The organism is Aeromonas sp. ASNIH4 (assembly GCF_002934425.1).
Lineage (GTDB): Bacteria > Pseudomonadota > Gammaproteobacteria > Enterobacterales > Aeromonadaceae > Aeromonas > Aeromonas hydrophila.
In genome coordinates, this window is record NZ_CP026217.1 from 2,637,045 (window position 1) to 2,657,874 (window position 20,830).

Below are 20,830 nucleotides of genomic sequence, written 5' to 3' on the forward strand. Positions count from 1 at the left end.
GACCAGGCCAGCCTAACACTATGAATGTATTGATATGTGATGACTCAGGATTCGCCCGTAAACAGCTGGCCCGCGCCCTTCCCGCCGACTGGGACGTGACGCTGCATTACGCCGCCAACGGGCTGGAAGGGATAGAGCAGGTGCTGATGGGTCATGGGGATCTGATCTTTCTCGACCTGACCATGCCGGAAATGGATGGCTACGGCGTGCTGGAGACCCTGCAGCGGGAGGGGCTGCGCAACAAGGTCTTCGTGGTCTCCGGCGATATCCAGCCGGAAGCCTATCAGCGGGTGATGGGGCTGGGAGCGCTGGATTTCATCAAGAAACCCGCCGCACCGGAAACCCTCAGTGCCCTGCTGAAGCAGCATGAGCTGTGGCAGGCCAAAGGTGCTGCCACTGCACATGACATCCGGACCGCCGGCCAGAGTGTCAGTGATGTAGGCAGTCTGGATACCGGCATCAAGATCAGTCCCGAGGTACGCGACGTCTATCAGGAGCTCGCCAACGTCTCCATGGGCCAGGCCGCCGACCTGCTGGCCCGCCTGCTCAACGCCTTTGTGGTGCTGCCCATCCCCAACGTCAACGTGCTGGAAGTGTCCGAGCTGCACATGGCCCTCTCCGCCGCCGCCGATTCGGATACCCTCTCCGCCGTCTGCCAGGGCTTCATCGGCGCCGGTATCGCCGGCGAGGCGCTGATCCTGTTCCACGACTCCAGCTTCAAGGATCTGGCCCGGCTGATGAACCATCAGGGCGTGCTCGATCGCAACGCCGAGCTGGAACTCCTGATGGATACTGCCAACGTGCTGATCGGCGCCTTTTTGCGCGGTTATGCCAGCCAGCTCGATACCCCCTTCAGTCAGGGCCACCCAGTGGTACTCGGCCAGCACAGACCCATCAACGAGCTCATCAACACCAACAAGAGTCGCTGGCGCCGCACCCTGGCCATCGAGATCAACTACCGGGTCCAGGATTACGCGGTGCAGTGCGATCTGCTGCTGCTGTTTACCGAAGATTCCATCGCCACCATGAACAACAAAATCATGCACATGCTCTAGGAGTGACCATGGAAATCCGTGAATTTCATTGGCTGATGAACATAGTCCAGAACCTGGATGTGGGGCTGGTGGTGCTCGACAAGGAGTACAAGGTGCAGGTGTGGAACGGCTTCATGGAGAGCCACAGCGGCCGGTTGGCCGGCGAGGTGCGCGATGGCGTGCTGTTCGAACTCTTCCCCGATGTGGATCGGGCCTGGTTCGAGCGCAAGGCCAACATGGTGTTCAAGCTCAACAACCGCGCCTTCAGCACCTGGGAGCAGAAACCCTATCTGCTGCGTTTTTCTAACTACCGCCCGATCACCGGCTCAGCCCCCCACATGTTCCAGAACCTGACGCTGGTGCCGCTGGCCGATTTTGGCGGTCAGGTGACTCACATTGCGGTAATGATCTACGACGCCACCGACGAGGCCATGCTGATGAGTGGCTAGCGCCAGGCGTGACCCTCTTTCTTCTCAAAAAATAAAACAGGGCGCCTTGGCGCCCTGTTTTATTGAGTGAACCTTAACGTGCGGCAAGGTACTCGGTGAAGGCATCGATCACCTCGTCGATGTCGTCATCGGTGATCTGCAGGTGGGTCACCAGCCGCATCTCGCCGTAACCGGAGAAGAGGATCCCCCGCTCCTTCATGAACGCGAGCAGCGCCTCGGCCTCCCCTTTCACCAGCCGCAGAAATACCATGTTGGTCTGCACCAGCGCGAGATCCAGCTCGATCCCGGGCAATGCGGCCAACCCTTCGGCCAGCCGTCTGGCACGGCGGTGATCGTCCGCCAACCGGGCCACATGCTGATCAAGGGCAAACAGACCGGCCTGAGCCAGGATCCCCGCCTGGCGCATACCACCACCCAACATCTTGCGCAGCCGTCTGGCGCGGTCGATGAAGGGGCGAGAGCCCACCAGCAGCGACCCTACCGGTGCTCCTAGCCCCTTGGAGAGGCAGATGGAGATACTGTCAAAGGGGGCGGCCAGCTCGTCTACCCCATGACCGCTCGCCACGGCGGCGTTGAACAAACGGGCTCCATCCAGATGCAGTTGCAACCCGCGTTCGTCGACGAATTTGCGCATCGCCTGCAGGTAGTCAAGAGGCAGCACCTTTCCGTTATGGGTGTTTTCAAGGCAGACCAGCCGGGTCTGCACAAAATGGGCATCATCAGGGGCGATCGCCGCGGCGACATCGGCCACTGCCAGCGAACCGTCGGCCTGCATGGGCACCGCCTGCAGCGCGACCGAGCCCAGCACGGCGCTCCCCTGCGCCTCATAGCGATAGATGTGGGCCGCCTGACCGACGATGGCGCCCTCCCCCCGCTGACAGTGGCTCATCACCGCCAGTAGATTGGACATGGTGCCCGAGGGGACAAACAGCGCGGCCTCCTTGCCAAGCAGCTCGGCCCCGCGGGCCTCCAGTGCATTGACGCCTGGATCTTCCCCGTAGACATCATCCCCCACCTCGGCATGCAACATGCTCTGACGCATGGCATCCGTGGGCTGGGTGACCGTATCACTTCGTAAATCGATATAGCGCATGACATCCCTCCTGAAGCAGGAGGATGACGTTAGCCAGCAGGAGCTGGCTTGGCAAGCGGGCCGTTTCCGGAATGTGAAGCCGGTGACGGCTTACCAGGGCAACGGCTGGCCCTGCAGGTCGAGGAAGCCGCCGGACTGAGCCAGCGACAATTGGTTGATGAGATCAAGCAGACGCGGCGCCACCAGCGCCGGATCCTGCAAGGTCTCGGCCGCCAGTTCATCGAGGAAAGGTTGATTCATGGGGGTGGCCATCAACCCCGGGTGCACGGTGACAACTCCGGCGGCGGGGAAGCGCTCCCGCCACTCGTGGGCCAGCGTTCTTGCCCCCATGTTGAGTGCTGCCTTGCTCATCCGGTAGCTGTAACGACTGCCCGTCTCGTTGGCGCCAAGACTGCCGGCCAGATCGGAAAGAGAGCAAAGCCAGAGGCGGGTATCCACCGTCATTCGGCGGCTCAGGCAGGCGGCCAGAGCCAGCTGCGGCCAGGCGTTGGCCAGCAGGCTGTCGCACAGCCATCTGGGATTGACCTCCTCCACCCGCCGCTCCGGCATGAAGTTGATGTCGTGCAACAGACCTATGGTATTGATCACCACGCTCGGCAACGGCGCCGTGTCATAGAGGGTGAACAGGGCATCGAAGGAGAGCACATCCACCTCCTGCAACGGGAAATAGCAGGCGGGATCCACCCCCTTGGGCAGCTGCCTGCCGGCCAGCACCAGCTCCTCGCCACGGGCGGATAGCTCATGTGCCAGCGCCGTGCCCAATCCGCCGCTGCCCAAGATCAGATAGCCCATCTCCCTCTCCCCGCTGTCCTCATCTGCTTTAGAGGGTATCAGAATAATCCCCGGCCGTTGCCCGGCCATCCCTATCCAGGCTCACGCCTCATGCAGGTGTTTGCCAAATTCGCGCGCCCGCGCCAGATCCAGAAATCCATCAGCCTGCTTGTGACTGCGCAAGAACTGGTAGTAAGCGAGCAGGGTAACCAGCTCGTCTTCTGCGGGCAGACGCTGCTGCGGCAACTGTTCCTGCAATAAGGTGCCGGCGGCGCTCAGCGCTTCTCTGTCCACCACTTCCGCCTGCCGATAAAGGTAGCCGCAGCCGGTGGCAAGCCACTCCAGCGAGCAGTTGGCGGCCATGGCAATCTGGTTGGCCTTGCCAAGGCCGGGTTCGGCTCCTTTCAGATATTTACGGATCAGGGCCTCACTCAACCCCACCTTGCGGGCAAAGGCACTGATGCTGCCCGTCCCGATCAGGCTCTGCAAGCGCTCGGCAAAACCGTCCATTTCCTTCCCCTTCAGAACCAAAGTTCGAATTAACAAAATCCGCATTATTGCCTTGCCAGCCAGAAGAGACCAAGATGCTGGCAGCATTTTTTCCCTTATCCGCCAAGGAGCCACCATGTCCGTATCCCGCCTCTCCCTGCATCCACAGGGCCCGACCTTCTCTCGCCTCATCATGGGTTACTGGCGTCTGATGGAGTGGCAACTCTCCCCGAACGCCCTGCTGGATCTGATGAAGTACCACCTGGATCTGGGGGTCACCACCATCGATCACGCCGATATCTATGGTGGCTACCAGTGCGAAGAGGCCTTCGGCAACGCCCTGCGCCTTGAACCCTCTCTGCGCAGCCAGATGGAGATCGTCAGCAAGTGTGGCATCGCCCTCACCGCCAAACCGGAACACGCGCTGAATCACTACAACACCGGCAAGGCGCACATCATCGCCAGTGCCGAGGCCTCCTTGCAAAAGCTGGCCACCGACCATCTGGATCTACTGCTGATCCACCGCCCGGATCCCCTGATGGATGCCGACGAAGTGGCCGATGCCTTCATTACCCTCAAGCAGGCAGGCAAGATCAAGCATGCCGGGGTCTCCAACTTCACCCCTCGCCAGTTCGAGCTGCTGCAGTCGCGCCTGCCCTTCCCGCTGGTGACCAATCAGCTGGAGATCTCGCCACTCAACCAGAGCACTACCCTGGACGGCACCCTGGACCAATGCCAGCAACTGCGCATCAAGCCGATGGCCTGGTCCTGTCTCGGTGGCGGGCGCCTGTTCCAGGCCCCCGAATATGCCCCGCTGCGCGCCGAGCTCGAGCAGATCCGCCAGGAAGTGGGTGCCGAGCAGATCGAACAGGTGGTCTACGCCTGGGTCATGATGCTGCCAAGCCAGCCGCTGCCGCTGATAGGCTCCGGCAAGCGGGAGCGGATCGCCGCCGCCGTGGCCGCTGAATCCATCGTCCTCAATCGCCAGCAGTGGTTCCGCATCCGCAAGGCGGCGCTCGGCTACGACGTCCCCTGATTCATCCGGCAAACGCCAGAAACAAAAACGGCATGGGGGAAACCCATGCCGTTTTGCGTTATCGAGGCAGCTCAGCGATGACGCTGGGGGCGACCACGTGGTGCATCTGTCTTCGGCTTGGCCTGGTTGACTGTGATGGTACGGCCACCGATTTCGGTGCCATGCAAACCGGCGATGGCCTTTTCAGCCTCGCCATTGACAGGCATTTCAATGAAGCCAAACCCCTTGGACTGACCGGTATCGCGATCGATGATGATATCGACCTTGTCTACCTGCCCAAATTGGCTGAACACGGTTGTCAGTTCGTCGGCCGTCATCCGGTACGACAGATTACCTACGTAAATCTTCATGCCATCCACTCTCGATTCAAGGTGCCTTCTCTATCCAATCACCAACACAAAGGTAAGGGCACAACCCCCATGCCGGACCTGCCAGGGCATCATGCCTGGGCACTCCCCCGTACAGTTCACTCAAGTCATTGATCTCTTGGGTGAACAGAACGAGCAAGATCAATTCGAGTCACTGGCAGTATCTGAGCTTTAGGGAAGATTGTCGAGAAAATAGTCAGCTCATATGGGGAGCAGGGCATCCAACAGCACCTGTAGCGTGCGTCGACCATGCCAGGCGCGCTTAAAGCCAAAGCGATAGATGCCGGGCGCCACGACATGGGCGCCTTCCCGACTCAACCCCATCAGCGTGGTGGCGGTCGCCAGCTGCTCATCGTTCAGCGCCAGATCCAGGCTGAAGGCCAGCCACTGACCATCGTGGCCCACCTTGCGATCCCGCTCGACCCCGACCAGTACCGATCTTGGCAGGGCCTGTGCCCGATCACTGCTGCCATTGAGCAGGTAAAGGTGCGTCTCGTCCCAGGCCAGCTCCGCCAGCCGCCAGCGCTGCCAGCTGCGAGGCAGTATCATCATCAGCAGCACTATGCCGCCAAACACCAGCCCCACCCAGGGCAGCAAACCCATGTGCGGATAACCCAGACCGACGGCAGCCAGCACGGTGAAAAGGCTCGCCAGCAACAGCACAACCATCACCGGATAGAAACGGCGAGCAGGGGGCATCAGCCAGACCAGTCCCTCTTTGTTCACCAGCTCACTGACCTTCATTCTCTTCTCCTCTTGCCTGTGCGTTTACACGCCCTGGATGCGCCAATTTTGTCGCGCATTGTGCGCGAGCCCGACACCGGGATGCAACCGGGCTCGCTCATCGGGTGACGGCCTCACCGGACTCTTGGTATCATTCTCTTCATCTGAGCCCATTCGCATGCTTGTCGGGAGTCTCATGCTTGCCACCACCCTGCTCTTCATGGCCAGTACCTTTCTTGCCGAACCTCATCTCCACCAGGCCGAAGCGATTGGCGGCTACTCCGCCGGCTGCCTCAAGAACGGGGTAGCGCTGCCGCTGACCGGCCCCGGCTATCAGGTGATCCGCACCAAGCGACTGCGCTACTACGGCCACCCCGAGCTCATCGCCTACCTGACCACCCTGGCCAACCAGACCCGCATGGCCGGCATGCCGGACCTCTATATCGCCGATCTCGCCATGGCCCACGGTGGCCCCTTCACCTCCGGGCACCGCAGCCACCAGACCGGCCTCGACGCCGACATCTGGTTTCGCATGGCCAACCAGCCCATCTCAACATGGGAGCAGGATGCCCCCAAGGAGTGGGCGCTGATCGATGAGCCCAGCTACCGGGTGCTGCCCGGGCGCTTCGGCCCCCAGCAGCTAAACCTGCTGCGCCTGGCGGCCAGCAAGCCCGAGGTCGCCCGCATCTTCATCAACCCGGTGCTCAAGGCCGAGGTGTGCAAACGGGCGCCCGATGAACTCTGGGTCGCCAAGTTGCGCCCCTGGGTCGGCCACTTCAGCCACTTTCATGTGCGTCTGCGCTGTCCGGTCGGCAGCCCGGATTGCCAGCCTCAGGCGCCGATCCCGCCCGGCAACGGCTGCGGCGCCGAGCTGGCCTCCTGGCTCAAAGACAAGCCGCAACTACCCAAGGTTTCGATGGCTTACCACAAACCCAGGCTGCCCGCCCGTTGTGGCGGTTGACCACAAGCTGGTATGGTGAGCCGTTATCTGTAAAAAATGTCAATGGAGAACAACAAGATGGCCACTTCACTCTGGCAGAGGGCAACCCAGTCCCTGTTGGTTATGACCCTGCTGCTGGGCCTGACCGGTTGCGGCATGAACAATATTCCGACCCTGGATGAGCAGGTCAAGGCGAGCTGGGGCCAGGTCGAGAACCAGTATCAGCGCCGCGCCGATCTGGTCCCCAATCTGGTGGCCACCGTCAAGGGCTACGCCAGCCACGAGCAGGAGACCCTCAAGGCGGTGACCGATGCCAGAGCCCGGGTGGGCAGCCTGCAGGTCAGCGATCCCGCCCAGCTCAAGGAGTTTGAAGCGGCCCAGAACCAGCTCTCCGGCGCCCTCTCCCGGCTGATGGTGGTGGTCGAACGCTACCCGGAACTCAAAGCGGATCAGCAGTTCCTCACCCTGCAGGCTCAGCTGGAAGGCACCGAAAACCGTATCTCGGTGGCCCGGCGCGACTACATAGAAGCGGTACGCCAGTTCAATACCGAGATCCGCACCTTCCCCGGCGTCATCTGGTCCAAGCTGCTCTACTCGGATCTGGAGGCCAAACCCACATTCAGCGCCAAGCCCGGCGCCGATGAGGCGCCCAAGGTCAGCTTCCAATGAAGCGCGTGATCCGTGCCCTGTTGTCCTGCCTGTTGTTGTGGACAACGGTGGTATCCGCCGCCCCCACTTTCCCCGCCTTGAGCGGGCGAGTGGTGGACGAGGCCAACCTGATGTCCCGCAAGCAGGCCCACCAGCTCACCCAGCAGCTGGCGGCATTCGAGAAGCGCAGCGGCATCCAGCTGGTGGTGGTTTCCATCGACACGCTGGCGGGCGACACCATCGAGGAGTACGGCTATCAGCTCGGCCGTCACTGGGGCATAGGCCAGAAGGGCAAGGACAACGGGGTGCTGCTGCTGATCGCCCAGGATGAACGCAAGGTGCGCATCGAAGTGGGTTACGGGCTGGAAGGCGCCCTGCCCGATGCCATCGCCGCCAACATCATCCAGACCCGGATCCTGCCCGCGTTCAAACGCGGCGACATGGTGGCCGGGGTGGTCGCCGGCAGCCAGGCGATCATGCAGGCCTTGGCGGGCGAGTACAAACCGGTAGACAACACCAGCAAGGATAAGCTAGGCGGGCCCTGGCTGTTCATCCTGATGGTGATAGTGATGATCGTGCTGCACAACCTGCGTGGTGGTGGTGGCGGCGGCAGAGGTGGCCGGCGCCGCGCCGCTTACCTCGCCGGTGGCTTCGGTGCCGGTCGCTCCGGTGGCGGTTTTGGTGGTGGCGGCGGTTTCAGCGGAGGGGGCGGCAGTTTCGGCGGCGGCGGTGCCTCCGGTGGTTGGTAACAGGGATTAAGAGACGACACATGATTTCGAAACAGTTCTTTCACACGCTGCAGGCCAGGGTCAAGCAGGCGGAGCAGGCAACCGATGCCGAGCTGGTGACCGTTCTGGCCCCCGCCAGCGACGGCTATCGCTACATCCCCACCCTGTGGGCAGCGCTGCTGGCCATGCTCACCCCGCTGCTGGTATTCGAGCTCGGTTTCTGGCTCGGCTGGTACGAGATCCTGCTGGTGCAGTGGTCAGTCTGGCTGGTGCTGAGCATCCTGTTCCACTGGACCCCCATCAAGATGTACCTGATCCCCAAACAGGTTCGCCAGCACAGGGCCGCCCTGATGGCACGCCTGCAGTTCGTCGAGCAGGGCTTGCATCGTACCCAGGATCGGCTGGGGGTGCTGATCTTCGTCTCGGTGGCCGAGCACTACGTGGAGATCCTGGTGGATGACGGCATCGCCCAGCACATCGACAACGGCCAGTGGCAGGAGATCATCGATGACTTCACCCGCCGGGTCCGCAACAAAGAGGTGGAGCAGGGTTTCCTCGAATGCATTGAGCGGACCAGCGCCATTCTGACCGACGCCTTCCCCGCCACCCGCGACCAGAACGAGCTGCCGGACAGCCTGATCATCCTCCCCAAGCCCTGAGCGGGTTTAAAAAACCGGCATTCTGTTCAAGGGATAGGCGTTCGATAAAGATTATGAAAAATAAGGGGAAAAGTGGTTGACCCAGGCAGCCCTTTCCCCTAAATTACGCCCCGTTCCAGCGCAACGGCGCTGTGAGCGAAAATTTGGTGAGGTGTCCGAGTGGCTGAAGGAGCACGCCTGGAAAGTGTGTATACGGCAACGTATCGAGGGTTCGAATCCCTCCCTCACCGCCAAATTTAAAAAACCGACCTGATGGTCGGTTTTTTGCTTTTGGGGTTTTCAGATGCGATACTTCCGTGAAAGAAAGCAACACCCTCGTTGGGTACGAGCAACGTTGCTTGTGGTAATGGAGGGCTGCCCGCCGCCCCCAAGGAAAAACCACACGGACTGAAGCATCCCATCCCCACAATCCAATCTAAGAAAACCGGCTCAATGGCCGGTTTTTTGCCTTCCAACATTTGCAATCTGATCTGCCCAAGCCCCCTTCCCGTCAAAGTCCCGCGACGGCCCCTTCTCTTCTCGGTAAAACACCCTGCATGGCCCGGCTGCTTGCCACCCGGGAAAGAAATCTGTCCATCGAGGTCAAGGCACTCACTTTATTGCTCATCGATTGGATATCATTTTGAAAAACTGATACTTAAATAGCTACACTAGCCATTATCAATATTCAGGGATGTATAAAAAATGAGCTTAATCGGCCTGGTCCTGGCATTGATCGCCATCCTGGGCGGCAACATGATCGAGGGTGGACATCCCAGCGCCCTGCTCGATCTGCCCGCCTTCCTCATCGTGATCGGAGGTACCATAGGTGCCGCCTTGACCCAGTTCCCCTTCTCCGTTGTTGGCAGCACTCTCAAGCGTTTCAAGTGGCTGCTGGCCCCTCTCAAACTCGACATGCAGCAGCAGGCCGAATTGCTGGAAAACCTGGCCGGCAATGCCAGGCGCAGCGGCATGCTGGCCCTCGAAGGCATGATCGACGAGATCAAGGATCCCTTCCTGCAAAAAGGGGTGCAGATGATGGTCGACGGCTACGAGAAGACCAAGATCCACGAGGTGCTGGAGAACGAGATCGAGTTCGAGCAAGAAGATCTCGAGCAGACCGTCAAATTCTATGAAGCCATGGGTGGCTACTGCCCGACCATGGGGATCGTGGGGGCGGTGTTTGGCCTGATCCACGCCATGGGCCTGCTGGATGCCCCTGACAAGCTGGGGGGCGCCATTGCGGTGGCCTTTATCGCCACCATCTACGGGGTATCGGCCGCCAACCTGATCTTCCTGCCCTTTGGCAACCGCTACAAAGGGTTTGCCCATCAGATCCGCCACTACAAGGAGATGACCCTGACCGGTATCCTCTGCATCGTGGATGGCGAATCCCAGCAACGCCTGCAAGTCACCCTCGAACCCTACCTCGGAGGCCACGGTGGCAAAAAAGAAAAAGGCTGAAGCGCCGGAGAACCACGAACGCTGGCTGGTCTCCTATGCCGACTTCATGACATTGCTGTTCGCCCTGTTCGTGGTGCTCTACTCCTTTGCCATGGCCAAGCAGTCTGAAACCCGGGTGCTGATCCAGGGCTTCATCGAATCGCTGGGCAAAATTGGCCTCATCTCCCCTGCCGCGGGCTCCCCCGTGATGCAGGGCGGTACCGGGATCCTGGAACCCGAGTCCAAAACCACTCCCAGCAGCCCGAAGAAAGAGACGGTATTGGAGAAGGATGCCCCCATGGCCGCCTCGGACCCCTTCAACGAGACCATCGGTGCCTCGGAAAAGCCGAGCGCAACGGAATCATGGCCTCACAAGACCAAGGAGCAGGAGTGGGTGCAGGTCACCAAGAAGAAGCTCGAACAGCAGCTCAAGGCACAGATTGAATCCAAGGATCTGGAGGTGGAACAACTGGGCAGCCAGCTGGTGATCCGCATCGGCGAGAAGGCGCTGTTCCCGGCCGACTCCGCCTTCCTGCAGCCCCAGTTCATCCCGCTGGTCAACAAGATCTCCGGCATTCTGGCTGACATTCCCGGCAAGGTGGTGGTCACCGGCCACACCGACAACTCCCAGGCCCCGGTAGAGCTCTATCGCAGCAACTGGGAGCTGTCGGTCTTGCGCTCCGCCTCCATCGTGCACACATTGCTGACCAACCCCAAACTCGATGCCACCCGGGTCATCGCCCAAGGGGTCGCGGATGCCCAGCCACGCTATCCCAATGACACACCCGAGCATCGTCAGGCCAACCGTAGGGTCGAGATCACCCTCTCCCAGGGCAAGGCAGCCGAAGAGGCGCTACCCATCCTCAAACCCTGATCGAGCAGACCCCGCCTGGCGGGGTCTCTCCTTTCACGATTAGTTTATTTTTCAAACGATCCCGCCATTTCCGCCACACCCTAAAAGCGATTGAAAATGATTCTCAAATAGGAACATTGACTCCGCTAGCAAAATACGATTTTCCTCCCGATGATTAATAATTAATCCTTTGAAATGACATGTAAATCAGTACGAAAGTGGCATAATACGTAACATCCTTGTTAAGTCGCGTGATTAATTCGGTTAGGGAAAACTCCTATGTTTGCTGATATTGCTGTCCAGCATTGGGCTTTTGCTGTCTATGTAGTTGGGGCCATCTGCATCTGCCTGACCATGATCGGCCTTGCCGCCCTGCTGGGTGGTCGAGCCTATGGTCGTGCCAAGAACAAACCCTTCGAATCTGGCGTCGATTCGGTGGGCAATGCCCGTCTACGCTTCTCCGCCAAGTTCTACCTGGTTGCCATGTTCTTCGTCATCTTCGACGTCGAGGCACTCTACCTCTTCGCCTGGTCCGTCTCCGTTCGGGAAAGCGGCTGGGTCGGTTTCATCGAAGCCACCATCTTTATCTCCCTGCTGCTGGTAGGACTCGTCTACCTGTGGCGCATTGGCGCCCTCGACTGGGCACCGAAAAAGCGCGTTCTGACCGACAAGAAGCCAGACTGAATTACTGATTATCCCTTTGAGGTTGCACCATGAAGTACACCCTGACCCGGATCGACCCAGATGCGCCCGTTGAGCGCTATCCCCAGGAACAGCGCCAGACCGTCGAGGATCCCCTGGCTCAAGAGGCCTCACGCGGCATCATGATCGGGCGCCTCGAAGAGGTGCTGCAAGACACTGTCAACTGGGGCCGCAAGAACTCCCTCTGGCCTTACAACTTCGGTATCTCCTGCTGCTACGTAGAGATGTGTACCGCCTTCACCTCCCCCCATGATGTGGCCCGCTTTGGCGCCGAAGTTATTCGAGCCTCACCGCGCCAAGCCGATTTCATGGTGATCGCCGGCACCCCCTTCATCAAGATGGCCCCCGTCATCCAGCGTCTGTATGAACAGCTGCTCGAACCCAAGTGGGTCATCTCCATGGGTGCCTGCGCCAACTCCGGCGGCATGTACGACATCTACTCGGTCGTTCAGGGCGTCGACAAGTTCCTGCCGGTCGACGTCTATATTCCGGGTTGTCCACCCCGTCCCGAGGCATTCCTGCAGGCGCTGATGCTGCTGCAGGACTCCATCGGCAAGGAGCGCCGTCCGCTCTCCTGGGTGGTTGGCGATCAGGGCATCTATCGCCCCCAAATGCCTGCCGAGAAGGACCGCAAGCGTGGCGAGCGGATCAACGTCACCAACCTGCGCACGCCGGATGAGATCTGACCATGAAACTGACTCGAGAATTTCCCAGCAACTACGCCATGGCCCAGTGGCAACCGAGTGATCACAAAGACGCTCAGGTGATCGGCGAGCTATTCGCCCATTTCGGTGCCGAACGTTTCACCATCCAGAATACCCGCACCGGCGTGCCGGTAGTCTGGCTCTCCCGCGAGCTGCTGCTGGATGTCATGGGCTTCCTGCGCAAGCTCCCCTCCCCGTTCGTGATGCTGTTCGATCTCAGCGCCACCGACGAGCGGATGCGCAGCCATCGCCACGATCTGCCCGACAGCGACTTCACCGTCTTCTATCACCTCATTTCCATCGATCGCAACGCCGATCTGATGCTGAAGGTGCCGCTCAAGGAGGGTGATCTGACGCTGCCCACCGTCAGCCGCCACTTCCCCAACGCCAACTGGTATGAACGGGAAGTGTGGGACCTGATGGGCATCAATTTCGACGGTCACCCCCACCTGACCCGCATCATGATGCCCAAGAGCTGGCAGGGTCACCCGCTGCGCAAGGATTATCCGGCGCGCGCCACCGAATTCGATCCCTTCATGCTCGATGCGGTCAAACAGGATCAAGAGCAGGACAACCTGCTGTTCAAACCGGAAGAGTGGGGCATGAGTCGCGGCAACGAGAATGAGGACTACATGTTCTTAAACCTCGGCCCCAACCACCCCTCCGCACACGGTGCCTTCCGCTTGGTGCTGCAGCTCGATGGCGAGGAGATCCGCGACTGCGTGCCCGACATCGGCTATCACCACCGCGGTGCCGAGAAGATGGGCGAGCGCCAGTCCTGGCACAGCTACATCCCCTACACCGACCGGGTCGAGTACTTAGGGGGCGTCATGAACAACCTGCCCTACGTGCTGGCAGTCGAGAAGCTGGCCGGCATCAAGGTGCCACAGCGGGTCGACATGATCCGGGTGATGCTGGCTGAGCTGTTCCGCATCCAGAGTCACCTGCTGTTCATCGGTACCTATATTCAGGACGTGGGTGCCATGACCCCGGTCTTCTTCACCTTCACCGACCGGCAGCGGATTTACACCATCATCGAGGCCATCACCGGCGCCCGTATGCATCCGGCCTGGTTCCGCATCGGCGGCGTGGCCCATGATCTGCCCGTCGGCTGGCAGCGGCTGGTGCAAGACAACCTGCTGAGCTGGCTGCCCAAGCGACTGATGGACTATGAGAAGGCCGCCATGCGCAACAGCATACTGCGTGGCCGCACCATCGGCGTCGCCGCCTACAACACAGAGCAAGCACTGGCCTGGGGCACCACGGGCGGCGGTCTGCGCGCCACCGGCCTCAACTTCGACGTGCGCAAGTGGCGCCCCTACTCCGGCTACGATCAGTTCGAGTTCGAAGTGCCGGTCGGCGCCAACGGCGATGCCTACGATCGCGCCCTGGTGCGCATCGAGGAGGTGCGCCAGAGCATGCGCATCATCGAACAGTGCATGAAGAACATGCCGGAAGGGCCGTTCAAGGCGGATCACCCGCTCACCACGCCGCCGCCCAAAGAGCGCACCCTGCAGGACATCGAGACCCTGATCACCCACTTCCTGCAAGTGTCGTGGGGCCCGGTCATGCCGGCCGCCGAGTCCTTCCAGATGATCGAGGCGACCAAGGGGATCAACAGTTATTACCTGACCAGCGATGGCTCCACCATGAGCTACCGGACCCGGATCCGTACCCCGAGCTTTGCTCACCTGCAACAGATCCCCTCGGTGATCCGTGGCCAGATGGTGTCGGACCTCATCGTCTATCTGGGCAGTATCGATTTCGTTATGTCGGATGTGGACCGTTGAGTAACGGCTGTTACCAAGACCCGTTACACGACAAAAAGGACAAGCCACAAAAGGTTAAGCCATGAGCCAGCAATGTCAGTGCCAACACAATCAGTCCCCGCAGGGACAGAGTTCATGCCAGGGCAAGGGGAACGATTTCGTCCTGAGCCAGGCAGAACGCGATGCCATCGAGCATGAGAAACACCACTACGAAGATCCCCGTGCTGCCAGCATTGAAGCGCTCAAGATAGTGCAGCAGGCCCGCGGCTGGGTACCTGACGGTGCCATCCACGCCATCGCCACCGAGCTCGGCATCCCCGCCAGCGACGTGGAGGGGGTCGCTACCTTCTACAGCCAGATCTTCCGCCAGCCGGTCGGTCGCCACATCATCCGCGTCTGCGACAGCATGGTCTGCTACATCAACGGCCACGAACAACTGCTGGCCGGCCTGAAAGAGGTGATGGACCTGGCCCCCGGCCAGACCTCCGCCGACGGCCGCTTCACTCTGCTGCCGGTCTGCTGCCTCGGCAACTGCGACAAGGGGCCGGCGCTGATGATCGACGATGACACCTACGGTGGGCTCGACGCCGTCAGCCTGCTCAAGACCCTGGAGGCTTACCCATGAGTCTGGCATCCCTTGGTACCGCCAATCGCATCGCCCGCGCGGCCGAGACTCATCCCCTCACCTGGCGGCTGCGCGACGACGGCCAGCCGGTCTGGCTGGATGAATACCAGAGCAAGCAGGGTTACGATGCGGCCCGCAAGGCACTGGGCCAGATGAGCCCGGACGAGATCGTCGGCACCGTCAAGGATGCCGGTCTCAAGGGTCGCGGCGGCGCCGGTTTCTCCACCGGCGTGAAGTGGGGCCTGATGCCCAAAGACGAGAGCATGAACATCCGTTACCTGCTCTGCAACGCCGACGAGATGGAGCCGAACACCTACAAGGATCGGCTGTTGATGGAGCAGCTGCCCCACCTACTGATCGAGGGGATGATCATCTCGGCCAAGGCCCTCAAGGCCTACCGTGGCTACATCTTTTTGCGCGGCGAGTACGTCGATGCCGCGGCCAACCTGCGCCGTGCGGTCGAAGAGGCCAAGGCTGCCGGTCTGCTCGGCAAGAACATCCTGGGCTCGGGCTTTGACTTCGAGCTGTTCGTCCACACCGGCGCGGGTCGCTACATCTGCGGCGAAGAGACGGCGCTCATCAACTCCCTGGAGGGTCGCCGCGCCAACCCACGCGCCAAGCCCCCCTTCCCCGCCGTTTCCGGCGTCTGGGGCAAGCCGACCTGCGTCAACAACGTCGAGACCCTGTGCAACGTGCCCGCCATCATCGGCAACGGTGTGGCCTGGTATCAGGGGCTGGCGCTGCCGGGTTCGGAAGATCACGGCACCAAGCTGATGGGCTTCTCCGGCAAGGTCAACAACCCCGGCCTGTGGGAGCTGCCGTTTGGCATCACCGCCCGCGAGCTGTTCGAGAACTATGCTGGCGGCATGAAGCCCGGCTATCGCCTGAAAGCCTGGCAACCCGGCGGCGCCGGCACCGGCTTCCTGCTGCCCGAGCACCTGGATGCCCAGATGTACGCCGGCGGCATCGGCAAGGTCGGCACCCGGATGGGCACGGGCCTTGCCATGGCGGTGGATGACAGCATCAACATGGTCTCCCTGCTGCGCAACATGGAAGAGTTCTTCGCCCGCGAGTCCTGCGGCTGGTGCACTCCCTGCCGCGACGGCCTGCCCTGGAGCGTCAAACTGCTGCGCGCGCTGGAGCGGGGCGAGGGTCAGCCAGGAGATCTCGCCACCCTGGAGCAGCTGGTCAGCTTCCTCGGCCCAGGCAAGACCTTCTGCGCCCATGCCCCTGGCGCCATCGAGCCGCTGGGCAGTGCGATGAAGTATTTCCGGTCCGAATTCGAGGCTGGCGTCAAGGCGCCGCAGGATAATCGCAAGCAGCTCAAGGGTATCCAGCCCAACCTGCTGGGCGAGCGCTGGTAAGGCACGCAGGGCGCTCGCCGCGGGCCCGCTGAACCGGCGCAAGCCAAAGAATTTATCTCATTGAAGTCAGGGAAGTTGTATGGCCACCATTCATGTAGACGGTAAAGAGTACGAGGTAGACGGGGCAGATAACCTGCTGCAAGCCTGTCTGTCCCTTGGTCTGGACGTCCCCTATTTTTGCTGGCACCCGGCGCTCGGTAGCGTCGGCGCCTGCCGCCAGTGTGCGGTGAAACAGTATCAGAATGCCGACGACAAGCGCGGCCGCCTGGTCATGTCCTGCATGACCCCCTCCACCGATGGCACCTATATCTCCATCGAGGATGAAGAGGCGAAGGAGTTCCGCAAGACGGTGGTGGAGTGGCAGATGACCAACCACCCCCACGACTGCCCGGTGTGCGAAGAGGGTGGCTCCTGCCACCTGCAGGACATGACGGTGATGACCGGCCACAATAGCCGTCGCTACCGTTTCACCAAGCGCACCCACCAGAATCAGGATCTGGGCCCCTTCATCAATCACGAGATGAACCGCTGCATCGCCTGCTATCGCTGCGTCCGTTACTACAAGGACTACGCTGGCGGCGAGGATCTCGGGGTCTACGGCGCCCACGACAACGTCTACTTCGGCCGGGTCGAGGATGGCACCCTGGAGAGCGAGTTCTCCGGCAACCTGGTGGAGGTCTGCCCCACCGGCGTGTTCACCGACAAGACCCACTCCGAGCGCTACAACCGCAAATGGGACATGCAGTTTGCCCCCAGCATCTGCCAAGGCTGCTCGATTGGCTGCAACATCAGCCCGGGTGAACGTTATGGCGAGCTGCGCCGCATCGAGAACCGTTATCACGGCGCACTGAACCACTACTTCCTGTGCGACCGCGGCCGTTTCGGCTACGGCCACGTCAATCTGACTGACCGCCCGCGCCAGCCCCTGCTGCAGGATGGCAATGACAAGCTGGCCATCACGGTGGACGGTGCCCTGAACCGTGCTGCCGATGCCCTGCGCACCGCTGCCGGCGTCATCGGCATCGGCTCGCCCCGCGCCTCGCTGGAGAGCAACTACGCCCTGCGCGAACTGGTGGGAGCCGCCAACTTCTACAGCGGCGTCGAGCAAAGCGAATGGGAATGCCTGCAGAAGATGCTGCAGATCCTGCAGCACGGTGGCGTGCGCACCCCCAGCCTGCGTGACATGGAAGAAGCCGACGCCGTGCTGGTGCTCGGCGAGGATGTCACCCAGACCGCTGCCCGCATTGCCCTGGCCCTGCGTCAGGCAGTCAAGGGCAAGGGCCGCGAAATCGCCCGCAAGCTGAAGGTGGATCTGTGGCAGGTCGCCGCGGTGCAGACCCTGGCCCAGAACGAGCGCTACCCGCTGCTGATCACCAGCCTGGACAGCACCCGACTGGACGACGTGGCGAGCGGCACCCTGCACGCCCCCCACGCGGATCAGGCGCGCCTCGGCTTCGCCATCGCCCATCTGCTCGATGGCAGCGCCCCTGCTCTGACCGATCTTGCCCCCGAGCAACAGGCCCTGGCCGCCAGCTGGGCAGCGCTGCTCGGCAACGCCAAGAAGCCGCTCATCATCGCCGGCACCGGTGCCCGCAGCCAGGCGCTGCTTGAGGCGGCCAGCAACATCGCCCGCGCCCTCAAGGGCCGTGGCCAGGCCGTGGAGCTCGCTCTGGTAGCCCAGGAGACCAACAGCCTGGGGCTGGCCATGCTGGCCGGCAATGCCGCCCCGCTGGAAGCCGCCCTCGAGCGTATCGAAAGAGAAGAGAAGCTCGCGCTGGTGATGCTCGAAAACGATCTCTACCGCCGCGCGCCGCGCAGCCGTGTCGATGCCGCCATCGACCGTCTGCAGCACCTGCTGGTGGTCGACCATCAGGACACCGGCACCGCTCAGAAGGCGAACCTGGTGCTGCCTGCCGCCAGCTTCGCCGAGGCCGACGGTACCCTCATCAACATGGAAGGCCGCGCCCAGCGCTTCTTCCAGGTCTATGCCCCCGCCTTCTACGACGCCGACATCCAGGTGCGTGAGAGCTGGCGCTGGCTGGCCGCCCTGCAAGGCGTGCTGGATCGCAAACCGCTGCGCTGGAACACCTTCGACGAGGTGAGCAGTGCCTGCGCAGCCAGCGCCCCGCTGCTGACCAGCATGCGCGAGGCCGCTCCCAACGCGGGTCTGCGCATCCGCGGCATGAAGCTCGCCCGCGAACCGCACCGCTACAGCGGCCGCACCTCCATGCTGGCGGATCAGAACGTGAGCGAGCCCAGAGTCGCCCAGGATCCCGACTCGCCCTTCAACTTCTCCATGGAAGGCTACGCCGGTGCCCGCCAGCCCCTGCAACAGGTGCCGTTCGCCTGGGCGCCGGGCTGGAACTCCCCGTCCGCCTGGAACAAGTTCCAGGATGAAGTGGGTGGCAACCTGCGCGCCGGGGATCCCGGTCGCCGTCTGCTGGAAGCGGGCGAGGACAGCCTCGGCTGGTTCGACACCGTCCCCGCCCCGTTCAGCGCCAAAGAAGCGCTGCAGGTGGTGAGCTATGACCAGCTGTTTGGCGGCGAAGAGCTGTCTGCCAGAAGCCCGGTCATCCAGGCCCGCATGAGCGAGCCCGTGCTGGTGCTGAACCCGGCCGACGCCAGTCGTCTCGCCCTCAGTGCCGGCAGCCAGGTCGCCTTCTCCTGGGGTGGCCACCACTGGCGGCTGACCCTGCGTTTGAGCGAGCATCTGACCGCCGGTCTGGTGGGTCTGCCGCTCTGTGTCAACGGTCTGCCGACCGCCCTGCACCAGCAATATCTCGCTAACCTGCAGGAGGCCATCGCATGAGCGACTCTCTGATCGATCTGTTGCTGGAAATCGGCAAGGCATTGATCGTGCTGGTGGGGATCGTGGGGGCCGGTGCCTTCATGAGCTTCATCGAGCGCCGTCTGCTGGCGCTGTGGCAGGATCGTTACGGCCCCAACCGGGTAGGCCCCTTCGGCCTGCTGCAGCTGGCGGCTGACATGATCAAAATGTTCTTCAAAGAGGACTGGATCCCGCCGTTCGCCGATCGCCGGATCTTCGTGCTGGCCCCCATCATCGCCTTTACCGCCTTCATTCTGGCGTTTGCGGTGGTGCCGATCACCCCCACCTGGGGTGTGGCGGACCTCAACGTGGGGCTGCTCTACATCCTGGCCATCGCGGGACTGGCGGTCTACGCCGTGCTGTTCGCCGGCTGGTCGAGCAACAACAAGTACTCATTGCTCGGCAGCCTGCGCGCCTCGGCTCAGACCCTCTCCTACGAGGTGTTTCTCGGCCTCTCCTTGATGGGCATCGTCATCCAGACCGGCAGCTTCAACCTGCGGGATATCGTAGAAGCCCAAGCAGGACTGTGGAACGTGATCCCCCAGATCCTGGGTTTCATCACCTTCCTGTTTGCCGGCGTCGCCGTCACCCACCGCCATCCGTTTGACCAGCCGGAAGCCGAGCAGGAGCTCGCCGACGGTTATCACATCGAGTATGCGGGCATGAAATGGGGTCTGTTCTTCGTGGGCGAGTACATCGGCATCGTGCTGATCTCTTCGCTCATCGTGACCCTGTTCTTCGGTGGCTGGCACGGCCCCTGGCTGCCGCCCTTCATCTGGTTTGCCTTGAAGACCGCCTGTTTCATGGTGTTCTTCATCCTGCTGCGGGCCTCCCTGCCCCGCCCGCGCTTTGACCAGGTGATGTCGTTTGGCTGGAAAGTCTGCCTGCCGCTGACCCTGCTCAACATGCTGGTCACCGGCGCCGTGGTGCTGATGAATGCGCAGTGAGGCCGCAATGGACAGAAAAATTGTGATGCCGTTTGGCTGGAACGTCTGCTTGCCCGCCGCCCTGCATCCCGCTCGGGATGCAGCAGGTACGGGCTGTGGTGCTGATGAATGTGCAGTGAGGCACGACTATGAAAATTATTAACATCATCAAGGGTGTCGGCACCCAATTGCGCAGCCTGGGGATGGTGTTCTCCCATGCCTGGAGCCCCCGCGAGACCCTCAACTATCCGGAACAGGCCGTCTATGCGGCGCCCCGCTATCGCGGCCGCATCGTGCTGACTCGTGATCCGGATGGCGACGAACGCTGCGTGGCCTGCAACCTGTGTGCGGTGGCCTGCCCGGTCGGCTGCATCTCGCTGCAGAAATCCGAGCGGGAAGATGGTCGCTGGTACCCTGAGTTCTTTCGCATCAACTTCTCCCGCTGCATCTTCTGCGGCCTGTGCGAAGAGGCCTGCCCCACCACCGCCATCCAGCTGACGCCGGATTTCGAGATGGGCGAGTACCGCCGCCAGGATCTGGTGTACGAGAAGGAAGACCTGCTGATCAGCGGACCCGGCAAGTATCCGGATTACAACTTCTACCGCATGAGCGGGATGGCCATCGACGGCAAGCCGAAAGGGGATGCCGAGAACGAAGCCAAGCCCATCGATGTCAAGAGCCTGCTGCCCTGAGGAGTCAA

At 61.7% G+C, this 20,830-nt stretch carries 22 protein-coding genes and 1 tRNA gene; 18 read left to right on the forward strand and 5 right to left on the reverse strand.

All coding sequences use genetic code 11. The features are described from left to right. Positions 1-20 precede the first annotated feature (20 nt). Both C2U40_RS12070 and C2U40_RS12075 read left to right on the forward strand, forming a co-directional pair. Complete coding sequence (locus C2U40_RS12070; protein ID WP_103827170.1) at positions 21-1,055, forward strand: response regulator; 1,035 nt, start codon at positions 21-23, stop codon at positions 1,053-1,055. Positions 1,056-1,063: 8 nt separating this feature from the next. Next, positions 1,064-1,483, forward strand: a complete 420-nt coding sequence (locus C2U40_RS12075; protein ID WP_181014730.1) for a PAS domain-containing protein — start codon at positions 1,064-1,066, stop codon at positions 1,481-1,483. A 73-nt stretch (positions 1,484-1,556) separates the two neighbouring features. On the opposite strand, the gene ltaE is transcribed toward C2U40_RS12075, so the two are convergent. From ltaE to C2U40_RS12090, 3 genes are all read right to left on the reverse strand, one after another. Continuing rightward, positions 1,557-2,576, reverse strand: a complete 1,020-nt coding sequence (ltaE, locus tag C2U40_RS12080; protein ID WP_103827172.1) for a low-specificity L-threonine aldolase — start codon at positions 2,574-2,576, stop codon at positions 1,557-1,559. 90 nt (positions 2,577-2,666) lie between these two features. After that, complete coding sequence (locus tag C2U40_RS12085) at positions 2,667-3,368, reverse strand: short-chain dehydrogenase (RefSeq protein WP_103827173.1); 702 nt, start codon at positions 3,366-3,368, stop codon at positions 2,667-2,669. Positions 3,369-3,449: 81 nt separating this feature from the next. Continuing rightward, positions 3,450-3,857 carry a helix-turn-helix domain-containing protein gene (locus tag C2U40_RS12090; RefSeq protein ID WP_011705676.1) on the reverse strand — a complete coding sequence of 136 codons (408 nt, stop codon included), beginning with the start codon at positions 3,855-3,857 and terminating at the stop codon, positions 3,450-3,452. 115 nt (positions 3,858-3,972) lie between these two features. Between C2U40_RS12090 and C2U40_RS12095 the strand changes: the two genes are divergently transcribed. Next, on the forward strand, positions 3,973-4,872 hold the full coding sequence (locus tag C2U40_RS12095; RefSeq protein WP_103827174.1) for an aldo/keto reductase: 900 nt from the start codon (positions 3,973-3,975) through the stop codon (positions 4,870-4,872). A gap of 71 nt (positions 4,873-4,943) precedes the next feature. Here C2U40_RS12095 and C2U40_RS12100 read toward each other — a convergent pair whose 3' ends face one another. Further along, entirely contained in the window at positions 4,944-5,189 is a 246-nt protein-coding gene (locus tag C2U40_RS12100) for an RNA recognition motif domain-containing protein (protein ID WP_016350425.1), read from the reverse strand. Between the two features lie 252 nt (positions 5,190-5,441). Next, the gene (locus C2U40_RS12105; protein ID WP_024944064.1) at positions 5,442-5,984 is read right to left on the reverse strand and encodes a hypothetical protein; all 543 of its coding nucleotides are present in this window, start codon (positions 5,982-5,984) and stop codon (positions 5,442-5,444) included. A 175-nt stretch (positions 5,985-6,159) separates the two neighbouring features. On the opposite strand from C2U40_RS12105, the gene mepA reads away from it, so the two are divergent. The 15 genes from mepA (at position 6,160) to nuoI (ending at position 20,822) form a co-directional block, all read left to right on the forward strand. After that, complete coding sequence (gene mepA / locus C2U40_RS12110) at positions 6,160-6,924, forward strand: penicillin-insensitive murein endopeptidase (RefSeq protein WP_181014731.1); 765 nt, start codon at positions 6,160-6,162, stop codon at positions 6,922-6,924. A gap of 42 nt (positions 6,925-6,966) precedes the next feature. Further along, the gene (locus C2U40_RS12115) at positions 6,967-7,572 is read left to right on the forward strand and encodes a LemA family protein (RefSeq protein ID WP_016350422.1); all 606 of its coding nucleotides are present in this window, start codon (positions 6,967-6,969) and stop codon (positions 7,570-7,572) included. Further along, the gene (locus C2U40_RS12120; protein ID WP_103827176.1) at positions 7,569-8,300 is read left to right on the forward strand and encodes a TPM domain-containing protein; all 732 of its coding nucleotides are present in this window, start codon (positions 7,569-7,571) and stop codon (positions 8,298-8,300) included. Before C2U40_RS12115 ends, C2U40_RS12120 begins: the two co-directional genes overlap by 4 nt. 20 nt (positions 8,301-8,320) lie before the next feature. Continuing rightward, a complete protein-coding gene (locus C2U40_RS12125) occupies positions 8,321-8,938 on the forward strand; it encodes a TPM domain-containing protein (protein ID WP_011705669.1) in 618 nt (205 codons plus the stop codon). 145 nt (positions 8,939-9,083) lie between these two features. After that, positions 9,084-9,171 (forward strand) — tRNA-Ser (locus C2U40_RS12130). 451 nt (positions 9,172-9,622) lie between these two features. Then, a complete protein-coding gene (locus tag C2U40_RS12135) occupies positions 9,623-10,381 on the forward strand; it encodes a flagellar motor protein (RefSeq protein WP_011705668.1) in 759 nt (252 codons plus the stop codon). Beyond that, positions 10,359-11,234 carry a flagellar motor protein MotB gene (locus tag C2U40_RS12140; protein WP_011705667.1) on the forward strand — a complete coding sequence of 292 codons (876 nt, stop codon included), beginning with the start codon at positions 10,359-10,361 and terminating at the stop codon, positions 11,232-11,234. Before C2U40_RS12135 ends, C2U40_RS12140 begins: the two co-directional genes overlap by 23 nt. Positions 11,235-11,492: 258 nt before the next feature. Continuing rightward, positions 11,493-11,897: an NADH-quinone oxidoreductase subunit A gene (locus C2U40_RS12145; RefSeq protein ID WP_016350419.1), complete on the forward strand. Its 405-nt coding sequence runs from the start codon at positions 11,493-11,495 to the stop codon at positions 11,895-11,897. 29 nt (positions 11,898-11,926) lie between these two features. Beyond that, positions 11,927-12,601, forward strand: a complete 675-nt coding sequence (locus tag C2U40_RS12150) for a NuoB/complex I 20 kDa subunit family protein (protein WP_005299840.1) — start codon at positions 11,927-11,929, stop codon at positions 12,599-12,601. Positions 12,602-12,603: 2 nt separating this feature from the next. Continuing rightward, positions 12,604-14,409 carry an NADH-quinone oxidoreductase subunit C/D gene (nuoC, locus tag C2U40_RS12155; protein WP_041218270.1) on the forward strand — a complete coding sequence of 602 codons (1,806 nt, stop codon included), beginning with the start codon at positions 12,604-12,606 and terminating at the stop codon, positions 14,407-14,409. Between the two features lie 61 nt (positions 14,410-14,470). Further along, on the forward strand, positions 14,471-15,013 hold the full coding sequence (nuoE, locus tag C2U40_RS12160) for an NADH-quinone oxidoreductase subunit NuoE (protein WP_016350417.1): 543 nt from the start codon (positions 14,471-14,473) through the stop codon (positions 15,011-15,013). Beyond that, a complete protein-coding gene (nuoF, locus tag C2U40_RS12165; RefSeq protein ID WP_011705663.1) occupies positions 15,010-16,377 on the forward strand; it encodes an NADH-quinone oxidoreductase subunit NuoF in 1,368 nt (455 codons plus the stop codon). The genes nuoE and nuoF overlap by 4 nt, the downstream gene beginning before the upstream one ends. Positions 16,378-16,456: 79 nt before the next feature. After that, positions 16,457-19,186 (forward strand): NADH-quinone oxidoreductase subunit NuoG, encoded by a 2,730-nt coding sequence (nuoG, locus tag C2U40_RS12170; RefSeq protein ID WP_103827177.1) that lies wholly within the window; start codon positions 16,457-16,459, stop codon positions 19,184-19,186. Continuing rightward, positions 19,183-20,151: an NADH-quinone oxidoreductase subunit NuoH gene (gene nuoH, locus C2U40_RS12175; RefSeq protein WP_011705661.1), complete on the forward strand. Its 969-nt coding sequence runs from the start codon at positions 19,183-19,185 to the stop codon at positions 20,149-20,151. The genes nuoG and nuoH overlap by 4 nt, the downstream gene beginning before the upstream one ends. Before the next feature lie 128 nt (positions 20,152-20,279). Then, the gene (nuoI, locus tag C2U40_RS12180) at positions 20,280-20,822 is read left to right on the forward strand and encodes an NADH-quinone oxidoreductase subunit NuoI (protein ID WP_011705660.1); all 543 of its coding nucleotides are present in this window, start codon (positions 20,280-20,282) and stop codon (positions 20,820-20,822) included. Positions 20,823-20,830: the final 8 nt, after the last annotated feature.

Bases quoted from the DNA above. Each gene is read 5' to 3' on its own strand.
- C2U40_RS12070 (WP_103827170.1), top strand. From the start codon at position 21: ATGAATGTATTGATATGTGATGACTCAGGATTCGCCCGTAAACAGCTG.
- C2U40_RS12075 (WP_181014730.1), top strand. From the start codon at position 1,064: ATGGAAATCCGTGAATTTCATTGGCTGATGAACATAGTCCAGAACCTG.
- ltaE (WP_103827172.1), bottom strand. From the start codon at position 2,576: ATGCGCTATATCGATTTACGAAGTGATACGGTCACCCAGCCCACGGAT.
- C2U40_RS12085 (WP_103827173.1), bottom strand. From the start codon at position 3,368: ATGGGCTATCTGATCTTGGGCAGCGGCGGATTGGGCACGGCGCTGGCA.
- C2U40_RS12090 (WP_011705676.1), bottom strand. From the start codon at position 3,857: ATGGACGGTTTTGCCGAGCGCTTGCAGAGCCTGATCGGGACGGGCAGC.
- C2U40_RS12095 (WP_103827174.1), top strand. From the start codon at position 3,973: ATGTCCGTATCCCGCCTCTCCCTGCATCCACAGGGCCCGACCTTCTCT.
- C2U40_RS12100 (WP_016350425.1), bottom strand. From the start codon at position 5,189: ATGACGGCCGACGAACTGACAACCGTGTTCAGCCAATTTGGGCAGGTA.
- C2U40_RS12105 (WP_024944064.1), bottom strand. From the start codon at position 5,984: ATGAAGGTCAGTGAGCTGGTGAACAAAGAGGGACTGGTCTGGCTGATG.
- mepA (WP_181014731.1), top strand. From the start codon at position 6,160: ATGCTTGCCACCACCCTGCTCTTCATGGCCAGTACCTTTCTTGCCGAA.
- C2U40_RS12115 (WP_016350422.1), top strand. From the start codon at position 6,967: ATGGAGAACAACAAGATGGCCACTTCACTCTGGCAGAGGGCAACCCAG.
- C2U40_RS12120 (WP_103827176.1), top strand. From the start codon at position 7,569: ATGAAGCGCGTGATCCGTGCCCTGTTGTCCTGCCTGTTGTTGTGGACA.
- C2U40_RS12125 (WP_011705669.1), top strand. From the start codon at position 8,321: ATGATTTCGAAACAGTTCTTTCACACGCTGCAGGCCAGGGTCAAGCAG.
- C2U40_RS12135 (WP_011705668.1), top strand. From the start codon at position 9,623: ATGAGCTTAATCGGCCTGGTCCTGGCATTGATCGCCATCCTGGGCGGC.
- C2U40_RS12145 (WP_016350419.1), top strand. From the start codon at position 11,493: ATGTTTGCTGATATTGCTGTCCAGCATTGGGCTTTTGCTGTCTATGTA.
- C2U40_RS12150 (WP_005299840.1), top strand. From the start codon at position 11,927: ATGAAGTACACCCTGACCCGGATCGACCCAGATGCGCCCGTTGAGCGC.
- nuoC (WP_041218270.1), top strand. From the start codon at position 12,604: ATGAAACTGACTCGAGAATTTCCCAGCAACTACGCCATGGCCCAGTGG.
- nuoE (WP_016350417.1), top strand. From the start codon at position 14,471: ATGAGCCAGCAATGTCAGTGCCAACACAATCAGTCCCCGCAGGGACAG.
- nuoF (WP_011705663.1), top strand. From the start codon at position 15,010: ATGAGTCTGGCATCCCTTGGTACCGCCAATCGCATCGCCCGCGCGGCC.
- nuoG (WP_103827177.1), top strand. From the start codon at position 16,457: ATGGCCACCATTCATGTAGACGGTAAAGAGTACGAGGTAGACGGGGCA.
- nuoH (WP_011705661.1), top strand. From the start codon at position 19,183: ATGAGCGACTCTCTGATCGATCTGTTGCTGGAAATCGGCAAGGCATTG.
- nuoI (WP_011705660.1), top strand. From the start codon at position 20,280: ATGAAAATTATTAACATCATCAAGGGTGTCGGCACCCAATTGCGCAGC.